This window comes from Methanomassiliicoccales archaeon (assembly GCA_014361295.1).
In the GTDB taxonomy this organism is placed as follows: Archaea; Thermoplasmatota; Thermoplasmata; order Methanomassiliicoccales; family JACIVX01; genus JACIVX01.
In genome coordinates this window covers 1,743,223-1,759,946 of sequence record JACIVX010000001.1, presented here as the reverse complement: position 1 = coordinate 1,759,946, position 16,724 = coordinate 1,743,223, and the positions used below count along the sequence as shown (strand labels likewise).

At 47.5% G+C, this 16,724-nt stretch carries 18 protein-coding genes; 17 read left to right on the top strand and 1 reads right to left on the bottom strand.

Translation table 11 applies throughout. The annotated features are described in order from the left end of the window. Positions 1 to 323: 323 nt before the first annotated feature. The 11 genes from H5T41_08795 to H5T41_08745 all read left to right on the top strand — a co-directional run bounded on the left by H5T41_08795 (position 324) and on the right by H5T41_08745 (position 11,347). The gene (locus H5T41_08795; GenBank protein MBC7108862.1) at positions 324 to 1,118 is read left to right on the top strand and encodes a class I fructose-bisphosphate aldolase family protein; all 795 of its coding nucleotides are present in this window, start codon (positions 324 to 326) and stop codon (positions 1,116 to 1,118) included. Between the two features lie 4 nt (positions 1,119 to 1,122). Further along, positions 1,123 to 2,166 (top strand): 3-dehydroquinate synthase II, encoded by a 1,044-nt coding sequence (locus H5T41_08790; protein MBC7108861.1) that lies wholly within the window; start codon positions 1,123 to 1,125, stop codon positions 2,164 to 2,166. After that, positions 2,166 to 3,632: a shikimate dehydrogenase gene (gene aroE, locus H5T41_08785; GenBank protein ID MBC7108860.1), complete on the top strand. Its 1,467-nt coding sequence runs from the start codon at positions 2,166 to 2,168 to the stop codon at positions 3,630 to 3,632. The genes H5T41_08790 and aroE overlap by 1 nt, the downstream gene beginning before the upstream one ends. Next, positions 3,629 to 4,501, top strand: a complete 873-nt coding sequence (locus H5T41_08780) for a shikimate kinase (GenBank protein MBC7108859.1) — start codon at positions 3,629 to 3,631, stop codon at positions 4,499 to 4,501. The genes aroE and H5T41_08780 overlap by 4 nt, the downstream gene beginning before the upstream one ends. Further along, positions 4,498 to 5,766, top strand: coding sequence for a 3-phosphoshikimate 1-carboxyvinyltransferase (gene aroA / locus H5T41_08775; GenBank protein ID MBC7108858.1), 1,269 nt, complete (start codon positions 4,498 to 4,500; stop codon positions 5,764 to 5,766). The genes H5T41_08780 and aroA overlap by 4 nt, the downstream gene beginning before the upstream one ends. Beyond that, positions 5,763 to 6,839, top strand: a complete 1,077-nt coding sequence (aroC, locus tag H5T41_08770; protein ID MBC7108857.1) for a chorismate synthase — start codon at positions 5,763 to 5,765, stop codon at positions 6,837 to 6,839. The genes aroA and aroC overlap by 4 nt, the downstream gene beginning before the upstream one ends. After that, on the top strand, positions 6,832 to 7,908 hold the full coding sequence (locus H5T41_08765; protein ID MBC7108856.1) for a prephenate dehydrogenase/arogenate dehydrogenase family protein: 1,077 nt from the start codon (positions 6,832 to 6,834) through the stop codon (positions 7,906 to 7,908). The genes aroC and H5T41_08765 overlap by 8 nt, the downstream gene beginning before the upstream one ends. Further along, complete coding sequence (gene asd, locus H5T41_08760; GenBank protein MBC7108855.1) at positions 7,909 to 8,973, top strand: aspartate-semialdehyde dehydrogenase; 1,065 nt, start codon at positions 7,909 to 7,911, stop codon at positions 8,971 to 8,973. A 72-nt stretch (positions 8,974 to 9,045) separates the two neighbouring features. Continuing rightward, complete coding sequence (locus H5T41_08755; GenBank protein MBC7108854.1) at positions 9,046 to 10,209, top strand: homocysteine biosynthesis protein; 1,164 nt, start codon at positions 9,046 to 9,048, stop codon at positions 10,207 to 10,209. Between the two features lie 2 nt (positions 10,210 to 10,211). Beyond that, positions 10,212 to 10,619 (top strand): 4Fe-4S binding protein, encoded by a 408-nt coding sequence (locus H5T41_08750; protein ID MBC7108853.1) that lies wholly within the window; start codon positions 10,212 to 10,214, stop codon positions 10,617 to 10,619. Continuing rightward, on the top strand, positions 10,613 to 11,347 hold the full coding sequence (locus H5T41_08745; protein MBC7108852.1) for a UPF0280 family protein: 735 nt from the start codon (positions 10,613 to 10,615) through the stop codon (positions 11,345 to 11,347). Before H5T41_08750 ends, H5T41_08745 begins: the two co-directional genes overlap by 7 nt. A gap of 130 nt (positions 11,348 to 11,477) precedes the next feature. On the opposite strand, the gene H5T41_08740 is transcribed toward H5T41_08745, so the two are convergent. Further along, positions 11,478 to 11,864, bottom strand: a complete 387-nt coding sequence (locus H5T41_08740; protein ID MBC7108851.1) for a hypothetical protein — start codon at positions 11,862 to 11,864, stop codon at positions 11,478 to 11,480. Positions 11,865 to 11,956: 92 nt separating this feature from the next. Between H5T41_08740 and H5T41_08735 the strand changes: the two genes are divergently transcribed. The 6 genes from H5T41_08735 to H5T41_08710 all read left to right on the top strand — a co-directional run bounded on the left by H5T41_08735 (position 11,957) and on the right by H5T41_08710 (position 16,722). Next, positions 11,957 to 12,766 carry a winged helix-turn-helix transcriptional regulator gene (locus H5T41_08735; protein ID MBC7108850.1) on the top strand — a complete coding sequence of 270 codons (810 nt, stop codon included), beginning with the start codon at positions 11,957 to 11,959 and terminating at the stop codon, positions 12,764 to 12,766. 184 nt (positions 12,767 to 12,950) lie between these two features. Further along, on the top strand, positions 12,951 to 13,814 hold the full coding sequence (locus H5T41_08730) for an ATP phosphoribosyltransferase (protein ID MBC7108849.1): 864 nt from the start codon (positions 12,951 to 12,953) through the stop codon (positions 13,812 to 13,814). 10 nt (positions 13,815 to 13,824) lie between these two features. Beyond that, on the top strand, positions 13,825 to 14,874 hold the full coding sequence (hisC, locus tag H5T41_08725) for a histidinol-phosphate transaminase (protein MBC7108848.1): 1,050 nt from the start codon (positions 13,825 to 13,827) through the stop codon (positions 14,872 to 14,874). Beyond that, positions 14,871 to 15,464, top strand: a complete 594-nt coding sequence (hisH, locus tag H5T41_08720; GenBank protein MBC7108847.1) for an imidazole glycerol phosphate synthase subunit HisH — start codon at positions 14,871 to 14,873, stop codon at positions 15,462 to 15,464. Before hisC ends, hisH begins: the two co-directional genes overlap by 4 nt. After that, positions 15,461 to 16,168 (top strand): 1-(5-phosphoribosyl)-5-[(5-phosphoribosylamino)methylideneamino] imidazole-4-carboxamide isomerase, encoded by a 708-nt coding sequence (locus tag H5T41_08715; protein MBC7108846.1) that lies wholly within the window; start codon positions 15,461 to 15,463, stop codon positions 16,166 to 16,168. The genes hisH and H5T41_08715 overlap by 4 nt, the downstream gene beginning before the upstream one ends. Beyond that, complete coding sequence (locus H5T41_08710; GenBank protein MBC7108845.1) at positions 16,168 to 16,722, top strand: imidazoleglycerol-phosphate dehydratase; 555 nt, start codon at positions 16,168 to 16,170, stop codon at positions 16,720 to 16,722. The genes H5T41_08715 and H5T41_08710 overlap by 1 nt, the downstream gene beginning before the upstream one ends. Positions 16,723 to 16,724: the final 2 nt, after the last annotated feature.

Below are 16,724 nucleotides of genomic sequence, written 5' to 3'. Positions count from 1 at the left end.
ATTATTTGATCAGTGTGAGGCAGCACTGCAGCATCCCACTACTTCATGACTGAATATTTTTGTGCCAATCGATCCTAACGGCGCATGAAGAAAGAGCTAAAGAGACTAAGGATACTTCAAAAAATTCTTTTCTTTCATTTCCTCCGAATAAATTGATTTCTTGGGCCAATTTGGAAGGCATTTCAATCATTCTAGAAAATTCTTAATGACTGAGCACATTGAGATCGGTATTCAATATATCCTGCAAAAATGGCTAATTGAAGTAAAGATCATAGAAAGAATTATAAGCGTGCTAAGTATTGTCACGCTCCGCCCGAGGTGGTATTGTGCTTGGGAAAAGCATACGCATGGAACGAATTATGGATAGGAAAACAGGACGGGCCGTGATAGTGCCGATGGATCACGGTATTTCACTCGGCCCGATCGATGGATTAGTTGATATGAAAAGAACAATTGATATGGTAGCGGAAGGCGGCGCAACAGCCGTCGTTCTTCACAAAGGAATTGTTCAATATGGTCACCGTTCATTTGGCCGAGACATTGGATTAATTGTTCACCTCTCTGCAAGTACAAATCTTGGCACCGATCCAAATGAAAAGGTCATCGTGACGAGCGTCGAAGAGGCGATCAAACTCGGTGCTGACGCTGTCTCGATTCACATCAATCTCGGATCGAATACCGAGTCCCAGATGCTGAGAGATTTTGGAGAGATCGCGAGAAAATGCAACGAATGGGGAATGCCCCTGCTCGTGATGATTTACCCCCGAGGAAAAAATATCAGAGACTCATTCGATGTTGATTTGGTAAAACACTGCGCAAGGGTAGCCGCGGAACTCGGGGCCGATGTCATCAAGACGAATTACACTGGTGATATCGATTCATTCAGGGAAGTTGTCAAAGGTGCTCTCGCGCCGGTTGTCATTGCAGGTGGTCCTAAGATGGATTCAGACGAGAGGCTCCTCCAAATGGTCAAGGACTCCATCGAAGCTGGAGGAAAAGGCGTCTCGATCGGCAGGAACGTCTTCCAGCACAGGGACGTTGTCGGAATCACAAAGGCAATTTCAAAAATCGTTCTGGAAGATGCAAGTGTTGAGGAAGCGATGAAAATACTGACGTGATCTAATGCCTGGAGACCGGAAAGGAAGGATTATCTGGGTCAGCGCAACAGAACCATCATCTCGAGATGAGAGAAAAAGGATCGTAACGACAGCCCTGGAAAGCGGGTTTGTCGATATTCTCATCAGAGAAGAAGATGAAGAATTTAAGAAGCTTGGGAAGTTTGATGCTTTCACCCTCAGAGGAGAAAAAATATTTCTCGACGAATCCCTCGTCGGGCAAGTTCTTACGATCAAAAAGGCCGATGATCTTAGGAAGGCGAGCGAACTAAAAGACAAGATTGAATTTATTGTTATCAAGACCCTTGACTGGAAAATCATTCCACTCGAGAACTTGATTGCGGAATTTCAAAGATCGAAAACGAAACTTCTTGCTTCAACATCAAATCCGGAGGAGGCAAAATTGTTTGCAGAGACCCTCGAAGTCGGCGTCTCGGGAATTGTCATCGAGCCGAATTCCCCGAAGACTCTCAAGGAGTTTCGTGGCGCCGTTTCAAGGGAGCTGCCACCAATCAAGCTGACAGCGGTACCTGTCAGCAGAATTGTACCACTGTCGCTGGGGGACAGAGTGTGTGTCGATACGTGCTCGCTACTCAGGGTAGGAGAGGGCATGCTCGTTGGCTCGCAGTCTGCCTGCCTTTTTCTCGTCCATTCAGAGAGCCTTGAAAGCGAATATGTCGCTTCGAGACCTTTCAGAGTGAACGCTGGAGCGGTACATGCGTATATTCTCGGCCCTGATGGAAAAACAAGATATCTTTCCGAGGTCTCCAGCGGTGATGAACTGCTCGCAGTCGACATCAGCGGGAACTGCAGGACTGTTGTTGTTGGTAGGGCCAAGATTGAGCGACGACCTCTCATTCTCGTCGAGATTGATGCAAGTGGAAAGAAATACACGACGATTCTTCAGAACGCCGAAACGATACGGCTTTGCACACCAGATGGTTCAGTTTCGGTGGCAGAATTGAAAGAAGGACAGAAGGTGCTGGTGAGACTTGAAGAAGGCGGAAGACACTTTGGTCATGCTATTAATGAAACGATCGTGGAGAGATGATGAGACTTTGCGTTTCAATTACCGAAAAAAACCTGGAAGATGCGCTGGTCGTCACCAGGAATATTCTTTCAAAGTCACCAGATTTAATTGAAATTAGGTTCGACCTTATGGATTCTTTGCCGCATAGACTCGATGGATTCAAAGAAATTACGATTCCTAAAATCGCTACACTGCGGTCGGCACACCACGGTGGAAACTTCAAAGGTACTGACGATGAGAAACTGAAATTCATGACAAAGGCGGTAGAATCGGGATTTGAAATTGTCGACATCGAGTCCGATTCGAATTTGGTGAAGAAGCTCAAGGATGCGGTTGGAAACGCGAAAATCATTTGCTCCACGCACGATTTCAATGGTACACCAGATGCATCATCGATTATCGAGCTCCTCGTCAAGAATGCTGCGAGGAGCGACATTGCAAAAGTCGCGTTCCAGGTTAACTCAATTCGTGATCTATCTTCTATCGTCAACGGGGCGGAAGGTTTCAAAGAAACTGGAAACGAATTTGTCATCATTGGGATGGGGGAGCTTGGAACGCTAACGAGGATTCTGGCGCCCAAACTCGGATGCGCCTTTACCTATGTTGCGGTGGAACCTGGAAAGGAGGCGGCGCCAGGTCAACTCGATATCGATACAATGAGATTCCTTGGCGACGATCCGGTAATCACAGGCATTACCGGCTACCCTCTTTCGCACACCATTTCGCCGTTGCTTCATAATGCGGCCTTTCGGGCTCTCGAAATTCCCGGGAGATATTTGACCTTCCCAGCAAAGGAGGATGAGTTGGAAGATCTTGTGAATCTTGTCATCGACCTCGGAATCCAGGGATTCAATGTCACGATTCCGCACAAGGAGAATATTATTCCTTACATTGATAAAATGGACAGCAGTGCTTCACAAACGGGGGCAGTTAACACAGTGCTCAACAGGGATGGTACCCTGATTGGATACAACACCGATCTCTATGGCGTTGAGATGACTTTTAGGAAGAACGGTGTGGAACCTTTTGAAAAAGAAGTTCTCATCATCGGTGCTGGCGGCGCGGCAAGAGCCTGCTGCGCGTATCTTCTCGAAAAAGGAGCGAAGGTTTATGTCGTCAATCGGACACGGGAAAGGGCGGAGGCGCTGGTTAAGGACTTCAGGAAGAAAATAGAACTTCTTGATATGGCGGAAATTGAGCAAAGGAAATTCGATGTGATCATCAACTGCACCCCACTCGGTATGAAGGGATTTCCGGATACGACGTTAGTAGATACCAAAATATTCTCACAAGGTCAATTTGTCTTCGACACGATTTACAATCCTCCGAAGACCAAATTCCTCGAGAGCGCGGAGCGTCGTGGCGCCTTAATCTCATCTGGTCTTGAGATGCTCGTCGCTCAAGCTGAGAAGGCATTTGAGATTTGGACAGGTGTCACGCCACCGCACGAAATCATGATGGCCGCAGCGCAGGAGGCGCTGACATGAGAGGAGAGGCGTTTGCTCACGGCGCCGCAACAATCGTCAACGCGATCGCCACAGGCAAGGGCGCGGCGTTTGGCATTGGACTGAAGACTTGGGCAGAGGTAGAGATTGTTTCGGAGAAAGGAGTTGTCGCGGAGATTGAGGGATTCGAGCACGAGGACCCCACGCTGATCAGAAACTGCGTTGAGACGGTGCTCGCCCATTATTCTCCCGATAAAGAACTTGGGGCAAGGGTGAAAACAAGATCAGAGATTCCGATTTCCAGAGGATTGAAGAGTAGCAGTGCAGCGGCCAATGCTGTCATTTTGGCAACATTGAAAGCGATCGGGGCGGAATACGAAAGCCTTGAAGCGATAAAGATCGGCACTAGGTGTGCAATTAAGGCGGGAGTTTCGATCACAGGCGCACTCGACGATGCCTGCGCTTCCTTTTTCGGCGGAGTTGTGATCACGGACAATCGCAACGAAACGATCATCAAGAGAGGGTTGATGCCTGATGGTTTAAAGGTTCTGATCCATGTGCCAGATTTTCAAATCAGAAAGAGCCGATTGCCGCTTGACAGAATCAAATCGATGAAAAATATCGTGGAATTCGCATACGAACGCGCGCTTATGGGTGATTATTTTACGGCAATGACCCTTAACGGGCTGGCTTATAGCGCTGCACTCAACGTCGATCAGGACATTGCGGTCAGGGCTTTGAGTAAAGGAGCAAAAGCTGCAGGTTTATCTGGAACCGGACCCGCAATTGTTATTCTAATCGATGAGGAACAACTTGATGACTTTCTTGGCGAATTCGAAGATGTGAAGTTTATCGTGACCGATATTTATAATGGAGAGCTGTGTAGTCACGAGAAGGGAGATTGGCAATGAGACTTCTTGTTAGACCATCAAGAATCGACGGGACAATCCCGTCTTCGCCCTCAAAAAGTTATACGCACAGAGCGATGGTGCTTGCACAGCTTGCCGATGGCAAATCAACGTTAAGACGGGTTCTGCTGAGTGGTGATACAATCGCGACGCTCCACGCAATCCAGTTGCTTGGTGCCGAGGTGACGGTCGAAGGCGACATCTGCACGGTGAAAGGCGGGGAATTCGTATGTCCTGAGGATGTTATCGATGTTGAGAATTCAGGAACAACGATTAGACTCATCGCTGGCGTCGCGTCGCTATTGCCATGCATCACAATACTGACCGGTGATGAATCAATCCGCCGCAGACCAATGCAGCCATTGATTGATGCATTAACAGAGATGGGAGTCTACTGCGTTTCCACGAAAGGCGATGGTCGAGCACCTCTCGTCATCAGAGGACCAAATCAGGGAAAAGTCGCTCACATCAGGGGTGACGTGAGTTCGCAATTCATTTCATCTCTGCTGATCTCTTCGCCGCTGAAAGAAGTCGATACGGATATCATCTTGACGACGCCCCTAAAGTCCAGACCGTATGTAGAAATTACGATCGAGATGATGAAAAGGTTCGGCGCTGAATGTTTTGAATCGCAAGAGGGCTTCCACGTTCCTGGTAACCAAGAATACAGACCCTGTGATTACACGATACCTGGCGATTATTCCTCCGCTGCTTTTCCGCTTGTTGCGGGAGCGTTGGCTGGTAAGGTATCAATCACAGGCCTTGATCTTGAAGATCGCCAAGGGGATAAGTTCATCCTAGAAATTCTTGAGCAATTTGGAGCGCATGTGGAACGGTATCCTTCGAAGATCACCGTTTCGGCTGGCGAACTTGAAGGAACTGATATCGACATGTCCAATTCGCCAGATCTGTTCCCAATCGTCTCTGTGCTTGCGGCTGTTGCAAAAGGAGAAACAAAGCTTTACAACGCAGAACACGTCCGTCTGAAGGAAAGCGACAGGATCAGCACGACCGCAAGTTTCCTCAAATCGATGGGCGCGCATATCGAAGAGAAGAAGGACGGCTGTTTGATCCGAGGACCGAGCAAATTGCGTGGCACGATTGTCGATTCTCACAGCGACCACAGGATTCTCATGGCAGCGGCCGTAGCGGGCCTCGTTGCAGAAGGTGAAACGATCATCACGGAGGGAAAGTGCTACGAGATCTCGTATCCATCGTTCCTGAATGACATGCGTGCCCTTGGCGCTTCAATGGAGTTGATCGAATGAACACGATCGGCACCGCCTTCAGGCTCACCCTTTTCGGGACAAGTCACGGGCCCTGCATCGGATGCGTGGTTGATGGTTGTCCGCCGGGCCTGAATATCGATGAAGAGATGATCCAGAAGGAGCTTGATCTGCGAAAACCTGACGTTGAAGTCGGAACCGCAAGGATGGAAGACGATCGTGTCCAAATCCTTTCTGGTGTTATCAATGGAATCACAACAGGTGCCCCCATCACTCTGACTCTAATCAACAAGGACGTCGACAGCTCGAAATACGAAATCTTCAGAAGAATACCAAGACCAGGGCATGCTGATTACCCTGCCCTGATGAAATACGGAAAATTTCATGATCTTCGGGGCGGAGGCCAATTTTCGGGCCGGATGACGGCTGCAATTGTCGCGGCTGGTGCCATTGCGAAGGAATTGCTTAGGCAGATCGAGGTGAGGATCGCGGCATACACGCAATCGATTGGAAAGGTTAGCGATAACGATGAACATTCCTTTGACGATATTCTCAACGAACGACTAAGGAATTCTGTCAAAGCTGCCAATAGCGGTCTTGCCAACTTGATGAAAAAAGAGATTCTGAATGCAAAGGAAGATGGAGATAGCATAGGCGGTATCGTAAAGTGCGTTGTCGTTGGTCTTCCAGTCGGCGTCGGCGAACCGTTCTTCGATACTCTAGAAGGCGAACTAGCGAAGATGATATTCGCAATCCCAGCCGTCAAAGGCATCGAGTTCGGAGCTGGCTTCAGAGCGGCAACGATGAGAGGTTCGGAGCATAACGATCCCTACGTCATCGAAAAGGGCAGGATCTCAACCCTGTCGAACAATGCTGGTGGCGTTCTAGGAGGGTTATCGATAGGAATGCCGCTTGTGTTCAGAGTGGCATTCAAGCCGACAGCTTCGATCAGAAAAGAGCAGAGGAGCATCAACATCGAGAGGCTCGAACCAGCAACCCTGAAGATCGAGGGAAGACATGACCCCTGCATTGTGCCGAGGGCGGTTGTCGTCGTCGAAGCGGCGACAGCGATCGTCCTTGCGGATCTGTGCATGCGTGGTGGTTTCATTGACTGACCGACTTGAACAACTTCGACAGCGGATCGAGGAGATTGATAATGGTATTATGAAACTCATAACCGAGAGAATCGAAATAGGAAAGGAGATTGGGCGCATTAAGCTCGAAAATGCAATGCCTTTGCGAAATAAAGAAATCGAAGAAAAAGTCATTTCGAGATATATTAACTGGGCTTCGAAGATTGGTATCAGCGAAAATTCAGCACGAAATCTATCGTCCATTCTCATCGACGAAACGATCGAGGCACAGTATAGAATGATCAAGAGCGAGAAATCCTCGAACGTGCTCGTGATTGGCGGTGCAGGAAAAATGGGAAACTGGCTTTGTAGATATCTTGCCGCGAAGGGACATCGCGTTATCATTCACGATAAGATCAGGAGCGAGTTGTTTCCCTTTGTTGAGAGAATCGATGATGTCGTATGTAATATGGATTTCGTTATCATCGCAACACCGATCTCAACGATTGAGAATTGCTTAAAGGAAATTATCGCTAAGGAACCAAAGGGGGTCATCTTTGACATCTCCTCGATTAAAACTCCAATCATCAATTCACTCAAAGACGCGGCCAAGAGGGGATACGCCATCTGCAGCGTGCATCCGATGTTTGGACCCAACACGAATTCAATCTGGGATAAGAATATCATCGTCTGCGATTGCGGTTCAAAAGAGGCAGTTGAAGCGGCCGTTGATCTAATTGGAAGGTCAACTACAAGAATTATCAGAATGCCGATTGATGAGCATGATCGGCTAATGGCCTATGTGCTTGGCATGAGTCATGCACTCAATATCGCATTCATCAACACGCTTACAAGAAGCGGATATAGCATGGAAATGTTAAAGAATGCTGCATCAACAACTTTCAGCAAACAGTTGGCCACGAGCAGGGACGTCGCAAATGAAAATGCTCATCTCTATTTTGAAATCCAACACTTCAATCCATATAATGTCATGGCACTTGATCAACTCGTTCAATCGCTCGACGAAATTAAAAAAGCCGGATTGAACGATGATCGAAGCGAATTCCTTAATATCATGGAAAACGGACGCAAGTATTTGGGAGGGGAGTGAATGGACAAAATCGATGTTGCCGTGCTTGGTGCGACGGGTATGATAGGTCAGCGATTTGTTCAGCTTTTAGAAGACCATCCATTTTTCGAAATCAAAGGGCTCTATGCATCGGAACGCTCGGAGGGCAAAAGGCTTGCTGAGGTGTTAAAGCTAAAAGATTATACTTTCAAAGAAGAAACCCTCGAGATGATCGTCGAGCAGATTGATGTTGACAAAATCGCAAAGGACGTGAGATTAGCATTCAGCGGGCTTCCGAGCGATATTGCAAAGGAGTACGAGGCTTCCCTCGCTTCGAGAGGTGTTGCCGTCTTCTCCAATGCCGCTTCTCATAGAATGAGGGATGATGTACCTCTTCTAATTCCGGAAGTCAACCCAGATCATCTTGCGTTGATTGAAAAGCAGCAAACCTACAGGAATGGCGGTTTCATCGTGACAAATCCGAATTGTTCGACGACTGGTCTTGCCCTTCCGCTCAAAGCGATCGAAGATGCGTTTGGCATAGATTTGGTTGTGGTTTCCACTTACCAGGCGGTTTCCGGCGCTGGATACCCCGGAGTTCCTTCACTCGACATCCTCGGGAACATTATCCCTTTCATCAAGAATGAAGAAGAAAAAATGGAGAGTGAAATCCTCAAACTTCTCGGAAAACTGACAGATCGAGGCGTCAAATTCGCTGATTTTGAGGTCCTCGCGAATTGCGCGAGAGTGCCAGTTATCGATGGCCACCTGGAATCAGTGACACTCAGGTTGAAAACGGACCCAACACCGGAAGAATTCAGAAGCGCCCTCGAAAGGTTTACGAGTGAGGCGCAGCGACTTAACCTTCCGACAGTTCCGCGTGTTCCTATTATTGTAAGATCCGAAATGGACAGACCTCAGCCATTGATGGACGTTTATGCGGGAGAGCCTCGAAGAGCAAGAGGAATGGTTGTAACGGTTGGAAGAATTCGAAAAAAGAATAATTATTACAAGATGTTCATCCTTTCACATAATACCATCAGGGGTGGTGCAGGCGGATCAGTCTCAAATGCCGAGCTCGCGTATGCGAAGAAAATGCTTTTCTGAGGACATATGCAAAGGTATAAATCTTAACAATTGTTACCATCATTTTACCTTCATCGACCTAGCGGTGATTGGATGAAAAGAACCTACGAGGAAATTAATGAAAAAATCAAAAAGGGCGACGTCGTGGTAATGACCGCAGAAGAGGTCATTAAGGTTGTCGAAAGCCAGGGGCTAGAAAGTGCGACGAAAGAAATTGATGTAGTCACGACAGGCACTTTCGGCGCCATGTGCTCATCAGGTGCTTTTCTCAACTTCGGTCACGCAGAGCCTCCGATAAAAATGCAGAGAGTGTGGCTCAATGGCGTTCCCGCTTACACAGGACTCGCCGCCGTCGATGCTTACATTGGGGCTACTGAACTCAAGGAAAACGGAGATCTGGATTACGGCGGCGCGCATGTCATCGAGGAATTAATTGCAGGGAAACCCGTTCATCTCAGGGCAACTGCTTACGGAACGGATTGCTATCCTAGGCGTAGCATTGAAACGTACATCTCCCTGAAAACGATCAACCAGGCGTATCTCTATAACCCGAGGAACGCGTATCAGAACTACGCAGTCGCGACGAATTCATCAGATACTACTCTTTTCACGTATATGGGGAAGCTCCTACCGAACTATGGCAATGCAACGTTTAGCAGCGCTGGGCAGCTCTCTCCATTGCTTAAAGATCCGCTCTGCAGAACGATTGGAATAGGCACAAGGATTTTCATTGGCGGGGCAAAAGGATTCGTTGCATGGGAAGGCACACAATACAACACCACGGTTCCGACGAAAAATGGCGTGCCGTTGCGACCTGGAAGGACACTTGCCGTCATTGGTGATATGAAAGAGATGTCAACAGAGTTCATCAGGGCACTTTATTTCCACCGTTACGGCGTTTCGCTTGCTGTTGGCATCGGTGTACCGATTCCTATCTTGGACCAGGAAGTCATGAAATTTGCATCCCTCAGCGACAAGGATCTCTTTGCGCCTGTGCTTGATTATTCACTTCAATCAAGGAACAGAAAGCCACTGAAAGAGGTCAGTTATGCAGAATTGAGAAGCGGGTCGATCGAGCTCTTCGGAAAGAAGGTGAAAACCTCATCCCTTTCAAGTTACTATAAAGCAAGGGTTATCGCAGAGAAGCTGAAGAAGATGATTGAAGAAGGGGAATTCCTGATTTCTAGACCAGTTCAGCCATTGCCAGAGGAGCGATCGTTCAAACCGCTCGACATCAGATCGAAAGAGGAGGTGTGATCATGGTGAAGAAAAAATACCTCCTGAGCTTCACACCCGCGATCGTTAATGAGCCGCTCACGTACAAGATGATCAAGGAATACGACCTCCTGGTCAATATTTTGCGCGCCGAGGTCAGCGAAAGAGGTGGAAGGCTTCTAATTGAAGTTGAGGGGAAACCCTCGCAGATGAACAAAGGAATTTCCTTTTTGAAAGATGCGGGTGTTGAGGTTAGGGAACTGAACGAATACGTGAACAGGGATGAAGATCGTTGCACTGATTGCGGTGCTTGCCTCTCGATTTGTCCAGCCGACGCATTTGAGATGGACAAGCAGACATGGAAAGTGCTTTTCAAAGGAGATCGATGCATCGCATGTGGCCTTTGCATCGATACCTGCCCACCGAGAGCAATGAAATTGCGGATATGGTGACAAAGAAACATTTTGAAATAGGAGAGACGGCCGTCAACATCATTGCAGAAGAACGTTTCATTCCTGCGGCAGAGGCCTCGATCTTTAGATCGAGAGAAGAGATCATCCGCTTCGCGCTCTCCGACCCCTTTTTCCTTGTGACGCTCGAACCATACGAGCCGCCTTCGTTTGCTCCTCCAATTGTGAGGAGAATGTGCGAAGTTTCGAGAAAGGCTGGCGTGGGACCTATGGCCGCGGTTGCCGGCATTATCGCAGAAGAAGCTGTTAGGGCCATGATGGCTGAAGGTGCAGACCACGCTATCGTCGACAACGGTGGCGACATTGCAATGAAACTGAAAGTGCCTGTAGAAATCGGAATCTACGCAGGCGATCACTACAAAAGAAAGATCGGATTCAGATGCGAACCGAGAGAAGGAATCTTTGGCATCTGCACATCCTCAGGAAAGATAGGACATTCGATTTCATTTGGCATTTCTGACGCCGCCACAGTTGTTGCGGAAGATGTAGCCCTTGCAGATGCATGTGCGACACTTCTTGGTAATCTCATTAAATCAGATGATGAGGAAGTTGTGCGAGCGGCACTAGACAAAGTTTGCTCGATAGAGGGGGTCGAAGGGACGATGGTCATTGTAGAAGGTAAGGTGGCGCTCAAGGGCAGACTGCCGCAGCTCATTAAGACAGATTTCTCGGAAAAAGCAATTTCAAAAATCGAATTCGCGTTCAATTAAACGATTGACCGATAACTTGTATCAATAAACAGATTCTAGCTGCAGGATGAAAAGCATCGCTTTTGAAGCTTCTCGTGTACAAATTGATACAAAAAAATAATTAAAAAAAAGGGGGAGCGGAGGGAAGCGCTTAGACGATGCGCTTCCCAGCCTCTTGAGAAGCACTTTGATTCCAGATTTCGATGGGTTCGAAAGTCCAGACGCCTCTTGCCTTAAGATTCATCTTTGCAAGTCGCTCATTCATCGTATTGACCAATTGCCCAGATGTTTGGAAATCTTTCACCTTGGCTTTGATTTCGTATGATTTCATACCGCTGACGAGAAGTATCGAAGCTGTCTCATTCTTCTCTTTCATCGCTTGCAGATTGTTGCTGGTCCTCTGCATGAGTACCGCTCCGACGGCGAGCGTATCGGGCGCTGGCGCAACGAGACTTCCTACATGGATTACATGGACCGATCCTTTCGGATCCTTTGTCCCCAGAATTTTCGTCGCATTTGGATCATTAATGATCTTCATCACTTCATCCGGAATTTTCGCCATTTTTCCACCTAAGAGGAGAGTGTCTTTCGAAATATATAAGTATTATGAATTAATACAATTTTATACCAATGGAAAGCGAACAGATATTGAGAGAATTGAATTCATTGAGAAAGGAAATCGAAACGCTCAGTGAAACACTTCTCCACATTCGATATGATGATTTTAAGAGTACTTTCATCCGACAAATCCAACAGATTTTCAGCGATGAAAGTCAAAAATTGTTGAAGACTGAAATGTGTCGCTTCGATATTTCATCAAATTGTTCAAGGAAGAGTGAATGTATTAGCAAGATTGAAAAGGTCGTTAACGAAACAATCAGACTCTTCCAGAGTGACAAAATCGATGCAGCGCTCGCATTAATTGAAGAAATAGAAGCAATGATTTTGGGGTCATCTTCGCCCTGCCTCGACCCACAGTGTTCGAAGTTTGCTCTCGACTTCCTGCACCAAATTAAATGCTATATCGCGATATTCAATGTTTTTAAAACGCGCGTGGGTGCCGATACAAAGGGGAACGAGAATAAAGTGATTCGCGCTCCATCAGGTTTTTCCCCCGAGCAGGTTGAAATGATTTTGAGTCCCCTTTCAAATGCGTGGCGAATCAGGATTCTGGAACTTCTTTCAACCAGTGAAAGGACATTTTCTGAAGTGAGCCGTCAACTCGGTCTGAGAACTGGACACTTGCAGTTTCATATGAAGCTCCTGAGAAACGGCGGATATATTGACATAAACAGAAAAACACATGTCTATTTCATCACTCCAAAAGGGATCGCTGCGCTGAGGGGAATCGAGCAAATTCTGGAGCTTATCTCAATATCTAAGAATCATCAGGATTTTGAAAGAATGCTAAAAGACCAAGAAGAACATACTACCAAATAAGATCGAGAGCCAGGAATTCGATGACAATTTGACCGATGCAATCAATGAATAACAAAAAACATTGCCAGTCAAAATGAAATTCTTTTCGGCCGTTATTTTCCTTGATCGTTTTTTGTCAGAACGATCAAATAATATTGTTAAAATAGTGATTCCACATTGAGGGAGGATTGCTACAGGTGAACATATGGCATTGCGGGTCGCCTTACCGAATAAGGGACGGTTAAGCGAGCGATCTGTCCAGATCATGAAACAGGCGGGTATTGAGATCGAGGACGGATCGGAGCGAAAGCTATTCGCGTCGGTGAAAGAGAGAGATCTCGAAGTTATGTTCCTGAGGGCTCAGGATATTGTGCGATTTGTGCATCAGGGAGTTGTTGATGCTGGTATCACAGGAAAAGATCTTGTTCTCGAGGCCGATCTCGATGTTGTTACGCTCGTCGAGCTTAATTACGGATACTGTAGACTCGTGGTCGCTGTACCTGAAAACACCAATATTAATTCGATCGAAGAAATCAAAGACGATTCGACCGTTGCGACCTCGTTTCCAAATCTAACCCAGCGTTTCTTTTCAAAAATGGGGAAGAGGGTTAAGATTTCGGTCGTTTCTGGTGCGACGGAGGTGACACCGCACATTGGCGTCGCTGACCTTATCGTCGATCTCGTTTCAACTGGCTCCACGCTCAGAACACACAGACTCAAAGAAATTGCCACAATTGTTGAGTCTAATGCCGTTCTCATAGGCAATAAGGAGAGTGTGAAGAACAAGAGGAAACAAATCGATGAGTTATCAGCGGCGATCAAGAGTGTATCGGATGCCGAGAACAAGAAATATTTAATGGCGGATGTGCCGGTAAAAGCCCTTGACGAGGTCAAGAAATTTCTTCCTGGTATTGCAGGACCCACGATCATGAACATCATGGGCCGAGACGATGTCGTTGCGATTCATGTCGTAGTTGATAAGGATAAGGTGTACGACGCTGTCATTCGACTCAAATCACTCGGAGCGACTGGCATTCTCATCGTACCAATCGACAGAATGGTACCGTAGGTGACATACGATGATCGAAAAGTGGATTAAATCGACGCTGCGCGACATCTCTCTGTATTACAGTCCGACTGTGAGAGCGTTCAGGATGGACAATAACGCGAACCTTTTTGGACCGAACCCGGTTATAATGGAAGTTCTGCAGGAATTGACCAACACTGATCTCAACAATTACCCAACGACCTATTCTGATGATTTAAGAAGAGCGCTTGCTGGATTTTATGGCCTCGAAATGAACAATTTCGTCGCTGGAAATGGATCTGACGAGATCCTCGATGTATGTATCAAGGCGTTCATCGAGTCTGGAGAGAAAGTTGTTATGCCCCACCCGACCTACGCATTGCATGCGTTTTTTGTCAAAGTCAATGGTGGGATTGTGGTCAACGTGGACCTCGACGAACGGTTCCAATTGGATCCTGAGGCGATCAATGCAACAGAAGGGAAAGTCGTCCTACTCAGCACGCCGAATAATCCAACGGGAAATAGCTTTAGAATGAAAGATGTGAGGGAGATCATCGAAGGCGTGGATCGTCCTGTGATCGTTGACGAGGCTTATGCTGAATTCTCGAATCAGTCCTTCGTTCCGCTCGTCAACGAATATGATAATCTCATCGTTACGAGAACATTTTCTAAGGCTTACGGACTTGCTGGCCTGAGAATTGGATACGCGATCGCGAATCCTCATCTTGCAAATGTCCTGCTGAGGGCGAAGACACCGCTGAGCCTCAACATCATCAGCGAAAAGATAGCGATCGCCGCACTAAACCGACAGGACTTTGTGATGAAGACCGTGGAGGCAGTCAAAAGGGAGAGAGAATTTGTGTCTAAAGGACTGATGGCGATCGGATTCAAAGTCTATCCTTCCGATGCAAATTTCGTACTGGCAAAATCGCCAATAAGCTCGGAAACTCTTGTTTCAAAACTCGCACAAAAGGGCATCCTCATCAGGGATTTTGGAAAAGTCAGGAGGCTGGAAAACTGTGTGAGAGTCACCGTCGGGACGAGGGAAATGAACGAACGTCTTCTCCAACTGATCAAGGAGGTGCTTGAGGAGTGCCGGTGAGGATTACGATCGCCGATTACGGTGTCGGTAATTTGCACAGCATCAGAAAAGCCCTAGAAAACTGCGGAGCTGAAGTTTCAATTGCCAGTGATTTGAATTTACTTCTCGATGCGGAATGCATTGTTTTGCCCGGTGTTGGTGCCTTCAGCCGAACTATGGAAAGACTTCTTTCGATCAAGGATGAGATCGTAAGACGATTGAACGAAGGGACACCTTGCTTGGGAATCTGCATCGGGATGCAGATTCTATTCGAAGGTAGCGAAGAGGGTTCAAGACCAGGTCTGGGCTTTATGAAAGGCCGAGTTATCAAATTGAAAGCAAACAAAATTCCGCACATGGGGTGGAACACAGTCGCTGGCGAAGATTCAATTCTCCACGGCATTGACTCGAAATTCTTCTACTTTGCTCACTCCTATCGAGGCGATCCTCAAGAAAACATCATCGTCGGAAGGACGCACTATGGTGAGGAGTTTCCCTCAATAGTCAGAAAGAGAAATACCTACGGAACACAGTTCCATCCTGAAAAGAGCAGCACATATGGTCTCAAATTCTTATTGAATTTTGTTGAATTCGCGGAGGGGTGCCTTTGATCGTCCTGCCGGCGATCGACATCATGAACGGAAAAGTCGTGCAACTCGTTGGTGGCGTTCCTGGCACGGAGCGAATCGTACTCCCTGATCCAATTGCGGTAGCTCACGACTGGGAAGATAGGGGCGCGCCCGGCCTCCATGTCATCGATCTTGACGCAGCGATGGGGAAAGGAAGCAACCTTCCAATCATCCGGAGAATTCTGGCGGAAATAGAAATTCCCATCCAGGTCGGAGGAGGAGTCCGATCGGAATCGATGATCGCTGATTTAATATCATTTGGTGCCTCAAGGGTTATCACAGGGACGAAGGGGATCCTTGACCGTCCCTGGCTTAAATGTATGGCAGAGAAATGGCCAGGTAAACTGATGCTCGCAATCGATGTGCGGGAGAGTAAAGTCCTCATTAAAGGTTGGCAGGAGCCAACGATGATCACTCTGGACGAGATCTTTCGGAATATCACAGCGCTCCCTCTTGCCGGTGTTCTCTACACGGACGTCGATGTCGAGGGCAAGAACGCCGGAATCGATGCAACAAAAACAAAGGCATTCATCGATCAATGCCCTCACAATGTTTTCGTCGCCGGCGGAATAAAGAATAGAGAAGACATCAATTTACTCGAGAAACTCGGTGCGTGTGCCGCGGTCGTGGGAATGGCCATGTACACCGGTGGGATCGCTCCGAGTGATGTCTGGAGGCGGAGATGATGAAAAAAAGAATGGCGAACCTCAGCAGGAAGACGAAAGAGACTGATATCGAGATCTCGATAGTGCTCGACGGTAGTGGCACTGGTCAGATTGAATGCGAAGATCAATTCCTCCGCCATATGCTTGAGACCCTCGGGAAATATGCGTCGTTCGATCTCATGATGAAACTTGTAGGGGACAATGAACACCACCTCATTGAGGACGCGGCGATCGCTCTGGGCATGGCCCTCCGACAAGCGATTCATGATACACCCGTTGAGAGAATTTCGAGCGCAACTGTTCCAATGGACGATGCATTGGTCACCGTCGCGGTCGATCTAATCGATCGCCCATACGCAGACATTGAATGCCCCAATGATCTCTACCGCCACTTCTTAAGAAGTTTTGCAATGGCGTCAGGGATCACACTTCATGTGATCGTCCAGAGGGGATTTGATGAACATCACATCATCGAGGCGACATTCAAGGCGCTTGGATTGGCGCTCAAGAATGCGGCATTACAAAGAAAAGATATACTGAGCACGAAGGAGACGCCTCGAATCAGGAGGGAATGACG